The organism is Clostridioides sp. GD02377, from assembly GCF_045899875.1.
Taxonomy (GTDB): Bacteria; Bacillota; Clostridia; order Peptostreptococcales; family Peptostreptococcaceae; genus Clostridioides; species Clostridioides difficile_A.
On the sequence record NZ_JBJODA010000011.1, the window covers coordinates 61,796 to 78,405 of the forward strand.

Genomic DNA, 16,610 nt, shown 5'->3' on the forward strand with positions numbered 1-16,610 from the left:
CTTTCATAGTAGTACTAAATAAAACAAGAACTATTTATTGATTACAGCATCTCACTTACGGTACAAACTTATATCCTTTTCCCCATACGGTTTGAATGTATTGATGTTCTCTGCTTAAAGAATTAATTTTTTTCCTCATCTGTGCAATATGAACCTGTACTGTATGTTGTTCTCCAATATCAGGCATTTTCCAAACTTGATTATATATTTCTATTTTTGAGAATACTTGTTCTTTATTTTCAGCTAGAAACAGCAGTATTTCAAACTCCATGGTGGTTAAGTCGATACTTTTTTCGTCAAAAGTTACTTTTCTTGAATTCACATTTATTACTAAAGATGAAAACTTTAACACATTAGGAACTGATGTAATATTTTTATATTGCCTCATACGCGCATATATTCTAAGTTCAAGTTCTTTTAAGCTATATGGTTTTGTTATATAATCATCCCCTCCAGCTAAAAATCCCTGAACTCTTTCTTCCTCATGTTCATAATTAGATAAAAATATTATAGGTATGTTAACCTTTTCTTTTATAGCATTGCATACTTTATATCCATCTAAGTCTGGCAATGAAATATCTAGAATTATACAATCTAAAACCACACTTTCTACTATCTTCATAGCACTTTTAGCTGTCTTAGATGTATATACATTAAAACCTATATTTGAAAAATAAATTTGATTTATATTTAAAATATCAACATCATCATCTACAACTAGTAAGTTATACATTACACCACTCCATTCAAAAATATTTCAATCATAGTCTCAGATTTTAATTATTACAAATTATGATGTTTTATTTTTTATATAACTGGTATTATTATTTTATAATATCTTTACAAACTAGACTATAAAACTTAAGTATTTTTGAATAATTCTTGAATATTGTATTAAATATTAAGATTCATTATTAAATACTAATCAAAGTCTCCGATTGTTGGAAAATGGAGCTTAAAGCAATTTTATATTATAAATTTATTATTTCTCTAGAAACTTGTCAATAAGCCAGTTTGAGTATTGATTTATATGGTTTATATAGTTATAATATAAAATAAATTGGATTATTTTGGTAAATGTATTGTTACAAAATGTTTATATTTCATGTCTTAATATTTATAAAGACTTTATTTTTTTATTATAATTGCATTATACTTTTTTAAAAATTCCCCTTTTCCAACAAATGGCTACTTTAAAAGCCAAATTTCCACGTATCAAATTAAATCTAACTACTAATGCAATAGCTTTTAGATTTTTAAATATTTTTGTTAAATTTAAAACAAAAAAAGGCTATGCAATATAAGATTACATTCATAGCCGGTTGCACCACTAACTCCATATACCTCTAGATGCCCAATAATAAGGTATACTTCTCAGTTTCTAAAATATTTTTGTTAAAAAATTTTAATACATTTTAATAAATTTCCTTTTTATTCTAACATTGTAATATTATTTTGTCAATATTCCAATATTCTTCAGAGATAATGTACTAAAATATCTATTATGTAATTAAAATGTTTATATTTATACCACCAATAATAGACAATACCCTGCAAATAAGCAACATTTTTAGGTGCTTATATTGCAGGGTACTGTATCTATTTTATATTAAATATTCATCTTATTGATTAACTTTAATAAATCCTTTTTCTGAAACAAGAGCTTGTCCTTCATCACTTAATATATAATCTATTAAAGCTTTGCCTTTTTCTGATAAGTTATCTTCTTTATTAACTAGTATAAATGGTCTTGATATTGGATATTTATTAGCTATTACATTGGCATCAGTTGCTTCAACATCATTTACTTTTAAACTATTCACTTTTTCATCAACATATCCAAATGATATATATCCTATAGCATTTTCATTTCCTTCAACTGTAGTTTTTATATTTCCTGAACCATCACTTATTTGTGCATCTTTAGTTAATTCTTCTGATTTGAATCCTACAATTTCTTGGAATCCATCTCTAGTTCCTGAACCTTCTTCTCTTGATACAATTACTATTGGTGCATCATTTCCTCCTACGTCTTTCCAGTTAGTTATCTTTCCTGTATAAATACCTTTAACATCATCCATTGTTAGATTTTTTACTGGGTTAGCAGTATTAGTTATTAATGCTATTCCATCTATTGCTATCTTAGTTTCCTTTAATCCAGCGCTTTTTTCTTCATCTTTTAAATCTCTTGAACTCATTCCTATCTCAGATGTTCCTTCCATAGCATTTTTTATACCTCCAGAAGAACCAATCTGTTGTACTTCTACACTAACACCTTCATTTTTTTCTTGAAACTTTTCTCCTATAGTTTCCATAAGAGGACCTATTGAAGTTGAACCTGAAACAGAAACCTTATTTGAGTCTCCTGAACCTCCTGAACCAGAGCCACATCCTACTGCTAAAACTCCAACTAACATTGTACTAGCTAAAAGAACTCCTATTTTCTTTTTAAACATTTCACTTACCCCCGCTTATATTTTAATTTTTTTGTTTTCATATTTTCTATATTTTAATAATACATATTTTTTGTTAAGTGAATATTAGAGCGAGGTTAAGTAAGTGTAAATATTGTTAAATGCATGTAAAAATTTAATTTCATAGGGTATATTCTAAATTAGTTTAATTTTTTTAAGTTATCTTTGATTGATTTATTATATTCTATAACTCTTTTTCTAGTTTATTAACTAAACCATCAAATACATTCAAGGCTTCCTCTATAGACTCTTTTTTTGTCATGTCTACACCAGCAGATTTTAATTGTTCTAAAGGATACTCTGACCCTCCACTTTTTAAAAAGTTTATATATCTATCTACAGCAGTACTACCTTCTGAAAGTATCTGTTGGCTTAAAGCACTTGCAGCCGAAAATCCTGTAGCATACTTATATACATAGAAGTTTGAATAAAAATGAGGGATTCTAGCCCACTCTATTCCTATTTGTTTATCTACTATTGCAGATTTTCCATAATACTTTTCATTTAATTTATAGTATATGTCAGTAAATTCATCAGCAGTAAGTGGCTCTCCACTCTCTACCCTTCCATGTACAATTTTCTCAAATTCAGCAAACATAGTTTGTCTATGAACTGTAGTCCTAAATTGTTCTAAATAATAATTTAATAGATATATAGTTTCATCTTTAGACTTAGAATTTTCTAATAAATAATTTATAAGAAGTAATTCATTTAAAGTAGATGCAACTTCTGCAACGAATATTTTATAGTCCGAATATAAAAATGGCTGACTTGTTCTTGAATAATGACTATGAACAGAATGCCCTAACTCATGAATTAAAGTAAATAGAGAATTAAGGTCATTTTTATAACTCATTAATATATAAGGATGCGAATCATAACTTCCCCAAGAATAAGCTCCTCCTTTTTTACCTTCATTATCATATACATCAATCCAACCTTCTTCAAATGCACTTTTTATAACTTTCAAGTACTCTTCTCCCAAAGGCTTAAGTGCCTCTAATATGATATCTTGTGCTTTATCATATGGTATATCCATGTCAAACTTATCTGTCAAAGGAACATATAAATCATACATGTGTATTTCATTTAGACCTAAAAATTTCTTTTTAAGTTCAACATATTTATTCAAAGTAGGGAGACTTTCATCTATAGCTGATATAAGATTATTGTAGACATCCAAACTTACATCATCTGAAAATAAAGAAGCTTCTATTGCCGAATTATATTTTCTAGTTTTTGCATAAAATATTTCTGACTTTACACCACCATAAAGTGTTGATGCAAATGTATTTTTATATTTTCCATAAGTTGAAAATACGCCTTCAAAAGCGTCTTTTCTAACTCTACCATTTTTACTTTTTATAAATAAAGAGTAATTAGAATGAGAAAGCTTAACTTTATTGCCTTCTTCATCTTCAATCTCAGGAAATTCCATATCTGCATATGTTAACATATCATATACATTTTCTGGAACCGTCGATAATTCTGATGTAGCTGCAAGTATTTCTTCTTCTTTCTCACTCAAAGTGTGAGGTTTATCTCTTAATATATCCTTGATATACTTTGTATAAAAAGATAACTTCTCATCCTTTAAATATTCATTCAATTTATTCTCTTCTATAGCCAGTATTTCTGGAACTATATAAGAAGTAGCTACACCCAAATCAGTCGATAACATCTCTGTCTTAGTAGCTCTACCTTGATTGTCATTAATTCTAGTGTCTTCATGTTGTTTCATATGAGTATATACATATAGATTTTGAACAATTCTAGATGCATTTTCAGAAATATTTAATACTTTATATAAATTCTCTTTACTCTCAGAAACTTTCCCTTTATATTCTTTTACTTCTTGAATAAGACTTTTTACTTTGCTTATATCTTTTTCGATATCTTCTTTACTAGAATACATCTTATCTATCTTCCACTTATACTTTTCTTCTATTTTACTTCTATCAGTTTCCATATAATACACCTCTATTTTGATTTGATTTATATTTTATTCTCTTTACAAAATATATTGTATATATTTTAGTCCAAATAATCTACATTTATTACTCCTTCTATCATATTTATTTCTTTCATAACATCATGTAAGTGTATTCTCTTGCCATAAGATACAAAAAAATTAACCTTCCAGTATTCTTCATTACGACATTCTATTTCCATGTTTCTTACAATAAGTTGACTTTTTTCAAATTTATCATATAAAAAAGGTATTGAATCCAAATTACTTAATTTTAATATCAAAACATTTTTTTCTTGACTGAATAGAAAAGTATTTATTATCCTAAGTACAAATAATGCTATCATTACAAATAGCCCACCTAAAATTGATAATTCATAATAACCATAACCTACTGCTATTCCGATACATGCAGTTGCCCACATCCCAGCAGCTGTAGTAAGCCCCTTTACTCCACCTTTATTTTTTAAAATTGCTCCTGCTCCTAAAAAACCAATTCCAGATAATACCTGAGCAGGCATTCTTGCTGGGTCGGCATTTGTATATAAATTATAATCAGAAAACAACTGAATTGAAGTTATTGAAACAATACAAGAACCTATTGCTATTAATATATGTGTCCTAAATCCTGCAAATTGCCTTATTTTTTCTCTCTCTAAACCTATTATTCCTCCAATTATTAGGGCTAAAAATAATCTTATTGCTATTTCCTTACTTCCTATATCAACCATAATATAAACCCCTCCTGACTTAATCATAATTATGTCCTACAGATAATTTACACACCAGAAATATTATTTTATATCTTAATATTATTATTAATATATGTAAAATATGGCTATCTGTTAATTTTTGATACAAAAAAACCCACAACTGTGGGCTATTTGCTTAAGTACATGTATTTATTTATTAATATATCTATTTTCTTACTTGATTCTACTAACTCTTCTTGAAATATTTCTGGATATTCTATGTATGTATTTATCTCTTCTCTAACTGCTTCAATCTCATTTTTTAACGCTTCTAATTCACTGTTCGCCATAATAATCACCACTATTACAAATTTGTATATTTTTATATACATTTTATCAAACAATATTATATTTTGTCAATATTATGTCAATAAAACTTACTATAAAAATGCTCCAGCTTGGGTACTGTATACCTAGACACTAAGCCTACAAACATACCCGTTACTAATGATGCCATTAACATAAATGGTAAGTATCCTATAGCAAGTATATTTTCTATGATTAAACTTGCAACTATTAATTGACCTATATTATGTCCTATTGCACCTATGATACTTATCCCTATCAATGATAGACCTTTTATTTTACTTGCTAAATACATAAATAAAAGACTTAGATAAGCTCCTCCTATACTAAATAGAAGATAGGACAAAGGACCTGCGAATATTGATGACAAAATTACCCTGATAGTAACAATTATAACAGTATCTTTGACACCTAACAACATTAATGAAATTAAAGTTATAATATTGCTCAAACCCAATTTTGCCCCTGGAAATATAACTATAAGAGGATTTGGTATATATGTCTCTAATACATATAAAGCTAAACTATACCCTATCATAAGACCTAAAAATGTCATTTTTCTAGTTTTCATTAAGTTAATTCCTCCAAATTTTATCTATCATCTTACATTATAATACAAAAGATATAAAAACACCTAATTTAGATTAAAATATTTTTCAATTTATTTAGAATAAATATTAGGGGTCTCAGTGTTCAATTGCCTCTATAATTCTTGACTTTTTGTATCATACTTGTTACAATTTTAATGATAATGAATTTCATTAGGAGGTGCTAATAATGACTGTTTACGATTTAAAAATAGGAGAAAAAGGACTTATTAATAGTATAGATGGAGATATTAAATTATCTAAAAGATTACTTGCACTTGGATGTATAAATAGTACTGAAATAGAAGTTAAAAAGGTTGCTCCATTTGGAGACCCAATTATAATCAGATTTAGAGGCTTTGACCTTGCTATTAGAAAATCTGATGCTAAAAATATTTCTTTACAATAATAGAGGAGGAGCTACCTGTGATTAATGTAGCATTATTAGGAAACCCAAACGTTGGTAAAACTACTGTTTTCAACCTACTTACAGGTTCAAATCAATATGTAGGTAACTGGCCTGGTGTTACTATAGAAAAAAAAGAAGGATTTATTGGGAAAGAAATAAAGGTTGTAGATTTACCAGGTATATATGCAATGGATACTTTCTCAAATGAAGAAAAGGTTTCTAAATCATATTTAGAAAATGAGGATGTTGATGTAATAGTGAATGTAGTTGATGCATCTAACTTATCGAGAAATCTCTACTTAACGACTCAACTTATGCAATTTAACAAACCTATAGTCATACTTCTTAATATGTTAGATATAGCAGAATCTAAAGGTATTAATATAGATGCTAAAAAATTAGGTGAAGAACTTGGAGTAATTGTTGTTCCAATTATTGCAAAGAAGAAAAATGGTGTTGAAAAAATAGAAGAAGAAATTAAAGAAGCTACTCAAAAATCTTTTATATATCAAACAAACTTTGGAAGTGAAACGGAAACATACAAAAAATTAGAATCCATTTTATCAAGATGTACAAAAACTACATATACAGAAAAAAAATCTATCAGTGATAAAATAGACAATATAGTTTTAAATCCTATATTAGCCTATCCAATATTTATTGGTGTATTGTTCCTCTTATTTAAATTTACCTTTGATTGGGTTGGAGGACCATTACAAGAGGGCTTTGCTGGTCTTATAGAAACTTATATCTCTACACCTGCTAGTGATATGTTATCTAACTCTAGCCCTTGGTTTAAATCACTTATAGTTGATGGTATAATTGGAGGTGTTGGTGGGACTTTACCATTCTTCCCTTTAATATTCACATTATTTTTTGGTATATCATTGTTTGAAGATAGTGGATATATGTCAAGAACAGCATTTTTAATGGATAAAGTTATGAGAAAAGTTGGCCTATCTGGTAAAGCTTTTATACCTATTGTTATGGGTATGGGATGTTCTTCTCCAGCTATAATGGCAACTAGAACATTGGAAAGTGAAAAAGATAGAAGAGTCACAGCTCTTATTGCACCACTTATGACTTGTGGAGCAAAACTGCCTATATATGCACTATTTGTAGCTATATTCTTCCCACATAATGCTGCCTTAGTAACTACATCACTATACTTAGTTGGTATAGTTATGGCAATAGTAATTGCACTATTCTTAAATAAAACAGCATTTAAAACAGAGTCTGAACCATTTATATTAGAATTGCCAGAATATAGAATACCTACTATAGATGCACTTATTAAAAATACATGGAATAAATCAAAAGGTTTCTTAATAAGAGTTGTTACTGTTATGTTTGCAATGTCAGTTGTAATTTGGGGACTTTCTTCATTTAATGTTTTTGGATATACAGAAGATATAAATGTAAGCTTTTTAGCTACCTTAGGTCATATTATAGCCCCTATATTCAAGCCTCTTGGTTTTGATGATTGGAGAACTTCAGTTGCTATTTTAAGTGGCCTTGGCGCAAAAGAAATCGTGGTAAACTCTTTAAACATACTATATGGTAATCTAACTGTTGTATTGCCAACAATATTTAATGGAGTTACTGCATATACTTTCTTGATATTTACTGCTTTATATACTCCATGTATAGCTGCACTTGCAACTATGAAAAAAGAATACGGCAATAAAATGATGTTTGCATCATTTGCATATCAGTTTATATTAGCATGGGTAATGGCATTTATAGTTAAAAGTATTGGTGGAGTATTATTTATGGGTAATTCAATAATGGAAGCTTTGATAGGTGGAATAATTATAGTTCTTGCATTTGTGATTTTATTTAATAAATTCAAGTCTACAAAGAATGGAGATAGCTGTAGTGGATGCTCTGGTTGTTCTGGATGTCCAAGTTCTAATTCTTGCTCAGATGAGAAAGATAATAAAAAAAGCAGTACACACTAATATATGAATATTTTAATTTGAAAATAAATTTAAGGGACTATCCTTTAAAGATAGTTTCTACAAAAATCTTATTATAACAATAAAAGAAGCCATCACACAAACAATTTTAAATTGCTCTGTGATAGCTTCTTTTTTTATAAGTATAAAGAGATATTAAAAAAAGTATTATAGGGATTTATTTTTAATTATTGTCAATCTATTTTAATCTATTAATTATAGACTTGTTCATGTTATTTTCTATCAACTAATATATTATCTAATTTCTCTTTTGCAGTCATTTGTCTAGTAAAAAAATTAACTAACACTAATTTTCTAATTTTATTGTCAAATATAATATATTTTCTTTTCATTAACTAAGAATACCAGAATCACTAAATTTTAGTAGTCTATATTGTGGCCTTATGTTTATATTTTGAAATATCAGTACAACAAACTAGAACTGCGTCTTTCTCACCCTCCCATTTCATTTTTGAAGCTGCTGAATTTACCCATCTATCTAATACCTCAGAATAAATTTCTTCTGATGCATAATGAATTTCATCATTAAAGTTATTTATAGGACAATTTTCGCAAGGTTCCTCTGAACCAAACGCCATTTTATAACAAGATTCTCCAGTACTAAGCCCTAATTCTTGAATTGCACGATTTACATAAAGTACTTCATAGGTATTAGGGTCAATAACATAAACATGTCCATTTAGGTTTTCTACCATCTCTTCATAATTCTTGTAGCTAGTTCGTAATTTTGTTGTTGTAGTGTTCTTAATTAAAAATACAGAAAGAATTCGAGAAATGTATCCAATAATAGCAATCTCCTCTCCTGTCCAACTATAATTCTCTCTACATACGTCAAAACCAATAAAACCAGTCATAACTCCTTCATTATATATGGCACAATGAAGAAGGGATTTTATTCCCTGTGGAGCACAAATATTGCGAATCTCAGGTGTTGTATTTTCAATGTCTTTACAACAAAAAATACCTTCATTACTGTATTGACTTATATATGAAGTAATCTCTCCTAAAGGAATATTTTGTAAAGAATCAATTTCAGATGAGATACCTGGAGCACACCATTCATATGTATTACTAGTCTGCTGTTTTTTTTCATCAATTTCAAAAATGTATACTCTATCCATGTTATATCTTTCACCTAATAAATTTAATATACTTTGAATGCTTTTAGATACATTTTTTGTTTCGTAAAGCATTTCAAAGACACGAAAAGTTATATCATTTTGAAAATATGTATTTAAAAAATTAGTTGTATATTCTACTTGGTTGCTATTATCCAAAAGAGAATTGGTAATATTGTTGTCATATAAAGTATATCTATCTTTTCCATTGTTTTTGGAATTATAAAGAGCAATATCAGCAAAACGATAAAGCATATTAAAAGTATCACCATGTTCAGGATAGAAAGATATTCCGACACTTCCTGAAATTTCATACTTACTTACAGCACCATAATAAGATAATCTAAGTGATTGAGATAAATACTCTGCTTTACTTCTAATTATATTACTATCTGTATAAGGAAAATACACTGCAATCTCGTCACCACCTATTCTTCCAATCATATCTGTTTCAGGAAAAACACCACTTATTTTATTTGCTACATCTATTAATATATTATCACCCAACTGATGACCAAGAGTGTCATTCAATCCTTTAAAATTATCAATATCTATAATAAAGAAAGCACCTAATTTATTATTGGATGATTTTAGAAATTGGTCAATTCTATTTTTAAATTCAGCTTTATTTAATAATTTCGTTAATGGGTCTAACTGTGATTTTATAATTAAGTCATCTAATTGTTGTTTTTGTGCATTAATATTAGAAAATACACCTACAGCTCTAATTATATTTCCTTTACTATCAGAAATAGCAGTTGAACGACAATTCATCCATAAGTAATTCCCCTTAATATCCTTAATTCGATAACTAGATACTGAATATCCTGGTTTTTTATATGTATTTACAATCCATTCTTCAAAAACTTCTAAATCATCTGGATGAATCTTATTACGTACTTCCCTGTTAGTAGTAATATGCCTTGTAAAAGGCGAATATCCAAATAAGGTTTCATACCTTCCAGAAAATATAATTGTATCTGATTTAAAATCCCATTCAAACATAATATCATCACTTTGTTCTATAATAATACGATATTTTTCTTCACTAATAAGAAGTGCTTCTTTGGTTTCTTGTTCAGATGCTATAGATTCTTCCAATTCTTTTATTTTATTTTCTAGAGATTGCTTTAATTGTACAGTTTTATCCAATTCATCTGTAACATCTTGAAATGCATATAAACCAACAGGTCTTCCTTGATTATCAATAATACATGAAGAACGCCCTTGTAACACAATAATCTTTCCATCTTTACGAATAGCACGAGTTTGAAATTTCAATGGCTTTCCACTAGATATAAGTTCCTCTGCATTCTTCTGAACAATATGCGCATCATCTGGATGTGTAAATGCAATTATACTATTATTAAATACTTCTCTAAATTCTTGTCTAGTGTAACCAAGGTATTCTAATGCACGGTCATTGACATACTGAACTGTTGCTTCTCCATCAAGATAACCTTTCATTAGACCCATGTCAATATTTTTACCTAGCGTATAAAGTTCCCAATTATCCATTTGAAATTCTTGTGGAATTACATAAATATGAGATTTATCCTGTTTTTCTTCAGTCTTTCCACTAATATGTTTCTGTATATCTTCAATAACAGAGCCACTATTAACAAAATCGATATAGTTACTAGCAGGCATTGGCTTAGCATAAAAATATCCCTGTCCTAAATCACAGTTTAACTTTTGAAGAAATTTTACTTGTTCATCATTTTCTACGCCTTCCATAACTGATAGGATACGTAGAGATTTAATCAATTCTATAACTTTAGCGATAATAATCTTTCCCTTATCTGTATTAGTGGATGCATTTAAAAATGCTTTATCAATCTTGACAATATCAATTGGAATATCTTTTAAATAATTAAGAGAAGAATAAGCACTTCCAAAATCATCTAGAGATACTTTAAAACCAAGCATTTTAAGTTCAGAAACAATTTCAATTAATTTATTAATGTTGTCTGAAAATAAATTTTCAGTAAACTCAATTTCAATCATATGAGTAGAGACACCTATTCGATTTACAGTTTGAAAAATTTTTTCAACTAATTTATCTGTTTGTAAATGTGCTTTAGAGAAATTAACTGAGATAGGAAGCTGTGGGATTCCCTTTTCTTTGCTACATTTTAGGAAATGGCAGGCCTCCTCCAACATAAAAAAGTCAAGTTGTCTAATAAATCCGTTTTGCTCCATGATTGAAATAAACTTATCTGGATAAATCATACCTAACTCAGAACTATTCCAACGTACAAGTGCCTCTGCTCCAACAACTTCACCCGTTTTAATTAACAATTTTGGTTGTAAATACATTTCAAACTCATGATTTTTCAATGCAAAGTCCATCATAAATGTAATTTGTTTTTTCCATTCAACTTCCTGACTCATTTTATCATCATAAAAGCTAAATGTATTCAAGGTATTTCCCTTAGATTTTTTACGAGCATAGTTTGCTTTATCAAGTAATGCAGAAAGTGTTATGGCATCATCTCTAACCACAATAATTCCTGCACTTGCAACTAAATTATAATGTGGTGGAAGAATATTCTCCAACGCCTTCTTTAAATCTGTAAGTTGTAAAAACATTTGTGATGCAATTACTTGATTGTCTGTATGCAAACAGAATAAAAAATGGTCCGCATGAACTTTACAGAAAATATCATCTCCTTGAAGATGTGTATTAAAATGTTCACTTATCTTTTCTAGTGTTGAATCTCCAGCCTTATACCTAAAGAAGTCATTTATATAATTAAAATTATCAAAATCTAATGTAATTAGTGTTAATGCCTGTTTAGTAGTTTTAATTTTCTTTAATTTTTTTCCTACTTCTTTATAAAATTCTTCTGAAGCAAGCTGGTGGTTTTTTTTATGATTTTCATTACACATACAAATCACCTCTTTTTATCTTTTAAATTTACTTTTTACATAAATCAATATGTGCTCATTATAATAAAATAAAAAAGCTTACTTCATTTTTGAAAAATAAAATAAGTTCCTTAAATTCAAGCTCAAATTTTTTAAATTTGTCTTAATATTATTTTTTAATGTCAATAGGTCCCATTAAAGAAACACTCCAACATAAGACTTGATTAAAATATATCTATAAAAAACATTACATAGTATCTAGAAATAGGTGATTTATTATTGTAATTATTTTAAAATGTCATTAACTTTTTACTAGAAATATGAATAAATATACATCTTCTCAATACCTATTTTAATCTTTCATTAACATCTATTACTTTATCAATATTATGAATACATATTTATAATATTATATAACAAAATACAATAAAAGAATAGATTTTACTAGTTATTTATAGAAAGATTATATTATAGAATAAAATCAAAAATATCAACTCTATAGATAAATTTGTATCTAAATAAATTAGCATCTATTTACATAATTTAAAAGGAAAAAATATAAGAAGTCCTTCTTTTTATAAAATATATTTACTAATATCTATAGAAAATGTCTCAAAACAAACTAAAGAATTTATTTTGAGACATTTATTTTTACATTATTCTTAATTTACTATTTACTCATATCTTTAGATTTATCTGTAGCGGCAACAATAGATTTTATAACTGCTGCTCTAAACCCTTCTTCTTCTAATACTCTAACTGCTTCTATAGTAGTCCCTGCTGGAGAACAAACCATATCCTTTAATTCACCTGGATGTTTACCAGTTTCAAGAACCATCTTAGCTGAACCCATAACTGCTTGTGATGCAAATTTATAAGCTTGTTGTCTTGGCATACCAGCTAATACTGCTGCATCTGCCATAGCTTCTATAAACATAAACACATAAGCAGGAGAAGACCCACTAACACCTGTAACAGTATCCATTAAATATTCTGATACTATCTCTGCCTCTCCAAATGATTCAAATAAAGCCTTAATCATATTTAATTCTTCATCAGTCACATTATTATTTTTACAAAGAGCTGACATACCTTCCCCAACAAGAGCTGGAGTATTTGGCATTACTCTTACTATTTTTTTATCTGAACCTATAATATTTTCCAATGCTTCTATAGTTTTTCCTGCTGCTATTGACACTATTATTTTATCTGCATCTATTAATTCTTTAAGTGGAGCTAAAGCTTTTTCACATATATTAGGCTTAAGTGCCACTAATATTACATCAGAATTTGAAACAGCTACCTTTGAATCAGTCGTAGTGTTTACTGAAAATTCTGCTTTTACTTTATCTAAAGCGATTTGGCTTAAGTCTGATACAGTTATATCTTCTGCTTTTACTAGACCTGATTTTACTATACCACCTATCATTGCACTTCCCATATTTCCTGAACCAATAAATCCTAAAGTTTTCATATCAAATCTCCTTTTTTCTATTAGTTTTTATTTTAAAGTAGCTAAATTAACTATATTTTAACTGCTTAAAATTGTCTTATACACATAAAACTTAATATTATTAATATAAATTATTGCTCTGTATAAAGCTTATTAAATATAAATTTAACGATTTTTTCATTAAACTTAACGAGCTAACTTCCAATTTAGAAAGTTAGCTCATAATTAATCTGAAATTTTTTAAATGGTATCTATAGTATATACTCTATTATACCAGTTGTGTTTTTATATAGTGATAAATTTTGTTTACAAACAATCCTAGAATGTTTGCTCAGTTCTTCCTATTATCTCATCTTGTAGTGTTCTACTTAGATTATTGAAATGGTCACTATATCCTGCAACTCTAACTATTAAGTCTTTGTAATCTTGAGGATTTTTTTGAGCCTCTAATAATACATTTTTATCAAATACATTGAATTGTATATGATGCCCATCCATATTAAAGTATGCTCTTACTAGATTAGCCATATTATCCAATCCTTTTTCCCCTTGAACTACTGATGGCGCAAATCTTTGATTTAATAATGTTCCACCAGTTTTTATATGGTCCATCTTAGCACAAGATTTTATAACTGCTGTAGGTCCATTAGTATCTCCACCTTTTTCAGGTGAGATTCCCTCTGAAACTGGTTTTGCACAAAGTCTACCATTTGGACTTGCTCCCATAATTTCACCAAAGTATACATGACAAGTTGTTGGTAACATATCTACGCTATATTCTCCACCACAAACAGTTGGTCTACCAGTTACCTCATTATAATATGTGTTGAATATATCTTGCATTATTTCATCAGCATAATCATCATCATTTCCATATTTAGGAGTCTTATTTGAAACTAAATTAAGTATAGCTTCATATCCTTCAAAATTAGCATCAAGTGCTTTAAGTAATGTATTCATATCAAATTTTTGCTTATCGAATACATTGTATTTTATTGCTGTTAAACTATCTGTTATAGTTCCTATACCAACACCTTGTATATATCTAGTGTTGTATCTTGCTCCACCTCTTTGATAGTCTTTACCTTTTTCTATACAATCATCAACTATTGTAGACATAAGTGGGCAAGGCATGTGTTTTGCACATATATTTTCTATTACAGCATTTCCTTCTATTTTTATATCAATCATATAGTGTAATTGCTTTTTAAATGCCTCAAATAATTCCTCATAAGATTTAAAACTTCTAGGGTCTCCAGTTTTTATACCTATTTGCTTTTTGCTAATTGGGTCATATCCATCATTTAATGTTAATTCAAGTATTTTTGGAATATTCATATATCCAGTTAAAACATATGCTTCTTTACCAAAACATCCAGTTTCAACACAACCACTAGTTCCACCAAGTCTTGCATCTTCTATAGTCTTTCCAGCTTCCATAAGTTCTTGCACTATTGCCTCAGTATTATAAAATGCTGGTTGACCCCATCCTTTTCTTGATATTTCACAAGCTCTCTTTAAGAATTTCTGAGGAGTTTTTTTACTTATTTGAACGTTTGAACTTGGTTGTATCAACTTCATTTCATCCATAACATCAAGTATTATATAACTAACTTCATTAACACCATCTTGACCATCTGGATTTATTCCACCAGTGTTTATATTTGCGAAGTCTGTATATGTGCTACTTTCTTTTAATGTTATACCAACTTTTGGTGGTGCTGGTTGATTATTAAATTTAACCCATAAACATTCAAGTAATTCCTGCGCTCTATCTCTATCTAGTATCCCACTTTCTACATCTCTTTCATAGAAAGGATTTAAATGCTGGTCAAGTCTTCCTGGAGTAAAAGCATCCCATATATTAAGTTCAGTAGTAACCCCTATATGAACGAACCAGTACATTTGTATAGCTTGGTGATAAGTTTGTGGTTTATGAGCTGGTACAACATCACATGTTTCAGCAATTAGTAATAAATCTTTTTTCTTAGCTTCGTCTGTTTCTTCTTCTGCCATTTGTCTTGCTTTTTCAGCATATCTCTTACCTAATATCACCATTGCATCACAAGCTATTGCCATAGCTTCTAAATCAGCTTTTTTATTATATGCATCTAAATCATTAAGAAAATCTAACTCTTTTAGTCTTGCTTCTACATCTTTCTTTAAATCTAAAAACCCTTTTTTATATATTGTATCTCCACAAACTGTGTGCCCAGGAGCTCTTTGCTCCATAAACTCTGTAAACATACCTGCTTCATATGCTGCTAGCCATTCTGGTGTCATTGCATTTATTATTTTTTCTCTTGTTTGTCTCTTTTTCCAGAAAGGTATTATTTCTTCTTGTTGTATTTTTCTAGCTTCTTCAGATACACTGAAATTTATTATATCTCTGTTATGCATTACATCTAAATCTTCTAATGTATGACAACAAATTTCTGGGTATGTTGGTGCTCCATTAGGAGAATCACCTTTTTCACCTACTATTAATTCGCCATCATTTATGCTAAGAGTTCTATTCTCAATATAATGCTTAAATGATAAAGCACGAAGTACAGGAATCTCTACACTTCCCTCGTATTTTTTATAAGCTTCTGTCATAAGTACTGCTCTTTCAATAGATATGTGTGGTTCTGCATTAACACTTTCTTCTCTTAATTTTTTAGTTCTCTCAAAAGTTCCTCTTGACATTTTA

11 protein-coding genes and 1 riboswitch are annotated in these 16,610 nt (G+C 28.6%); of the genes, 2 read left to right on the forward strand and 9 right to left on the reverse strand.

Annotated features, from left to right (window positions below):
• Nucleotides 1-55: 55 nt before the first annotated feature.
• The 6 genes from Q3304_RS11330 to Q3304_RS11355 all read right to left on the reverse strand — a co-directional run bounded on the left by Q3304_RS11330 (nt 56) and on the right by Q3304_RS11355 (nt 6,072).
• A complete protein-coding gene (locus tag Q3304_RS11330) occupies nt 56-733 on the reverse strand; it encodes a response regulator transcription factor (protein WP_054271713.1) in 678 nt (225 codons plus the stop codon).
• 574 nt (nt 734-1,307) lie between these two features.
• A riboswitch (cyclic di-GMP riboswitch) is annotated at nt 1,308-1,391 on the reverse strand.
• Between the two features lie 231 nt (nt 1,392-1,622).
• Nucleotides 1,623-2,456: a phosphate ABC transporter substrate-binding protein gene (locus Q3304_RS11335; protein WP_054271715.1), complete on the reverse strand. Its 834-nt coding sequence runs from the start codon at nt 2,454-2,456 to the stop codon at nt 1,623-1,625.
• A gap of 202 nt (nt 2,457-2,658) precedes the next feature.
• On the reverse strand, nt 2,659-4,443 hold the full coding sequence (gene pepF / locus Q3304_RS11340) for an oligoendopeptidase F (RefSeq protein ID WP_167639831.1): 1,785 nt from the start codon (nt 4,441-4,443) through the stop codon (nt 2,659-2,661).
• A gap of 65 nt (nt 4,444-4,508) precedes the next feature.
• Nucleotides 4,509-5,174, reverse strand: coding sequence for an MgtC/SapB family protein (locus Q3304_RS11345; RefSeq protein WP_054271717.1), 666 nt, complete (start codon nt 5,172-5,174; stop codon nt 4,509-4,511).
• A gap of 149 nt (nt 5,175-5,323) precedes the next feature.
• Complete coding sequence (locus Q3304_RS11350) at nt 5,324-5,485, reverse strand: aspartyl-phosphate phosphatase Spo0E family protein (protein WP_161803447.1); 162 nt, start codon at nt 5,483-5,485, stop codon at nt 5,324-5,326.
• Between the two features lie 77 nt (nt 5,486-5,562).
• Entirely contained in the window at nt 5,563-6,072 is a 510-nt protein-coding gene (locus Q3304_RS11355) for a Gx transporter family protein (RefSeq protein ID WP_054271718.1), read from the reverse strand.
• A 206-nt stretch (nt 6,073-6,278) separates the two neighbouring features.
• On the opposite strand from Q3304_RS11355, the gene Q3304_RS11360 reads away from it, so the two are divergent.
• Nucleotides 6,279-6,497 (forward strand): ferrous iron transport protein A, encoded by a 219-nt coding sequence (locus Q3304_RS11360; protein ID WP_021386230.1) that lies wholly within the window; start codon nt 6,279-6,281, stop codon nt 6,495-6,497.
• 17 nt (nt 6,498-6,514) lie between these two features.
• Nucleotides 6,515-8,458: a ferrous iron transport protein B gene (gene feoB / locus Q3304_RS11365; protein WP_407814953.1), complete on the forward strand. Its 1,944-nt coding sequence runs from the start codon at nt 6,515-6,517 to the stop codon at nt 8,456-8,458.
• A gap of 386 nt (nt 8,459-8,844) precedes the next feature.
• On the opposite strand, the gene Q3304_RS11370 is transcribed toward feoB, so the two are convergent.
• The 3 genes from Q3304_RS11370 to hypD all read right to left on the reverse strand — a co-directional run bounded on the left by Q3304_RS11370 (nt 8,845) and on the right by hypD (nt 16,606).
• Complete coding sequence (locus tag Q3304_RS11370) at nt 8,845-12,486, reverse strand: EAL domain-containing protein (RefSeq protein WP_407814952.1); 3,642 nt, start codon at nt 12,484-12,486, stop codon at nt 8,845-8,847.
• A 649-nt stretch (nt 12,487-13,135) separates the two neighbouring features.
• Nucleotides 13,136-13,939 (reverse strand): pyrroline-5-carboxylate reductase, encoded by an 804-nt coding sequence (proC, locus tag Q3304_RS11375; RefSeq protein ID WP_054271721.1) that lies wholly within the window; start codon nt 13,937-13,939, stop codon nt 13,136-13,138.
• Nucleotides 13,940-14,236: 297 nt separating this feature from the next.
• Nucleotides 14,237-16,606 (reverse strand): trans-4-hydroxy-L-proline dehydratase, encoded by a 2,370-nt coding sequence (hypD, locus tag Q3304_RS11380; RefSeq protein WP_407814951.1) that lies wholly within the window; start codon nt 16,604-16,606, stop codon nt 14,237-14,239.
• Nucleotides 16,607-16,610 lie beyond the last annotated feature (4 nt).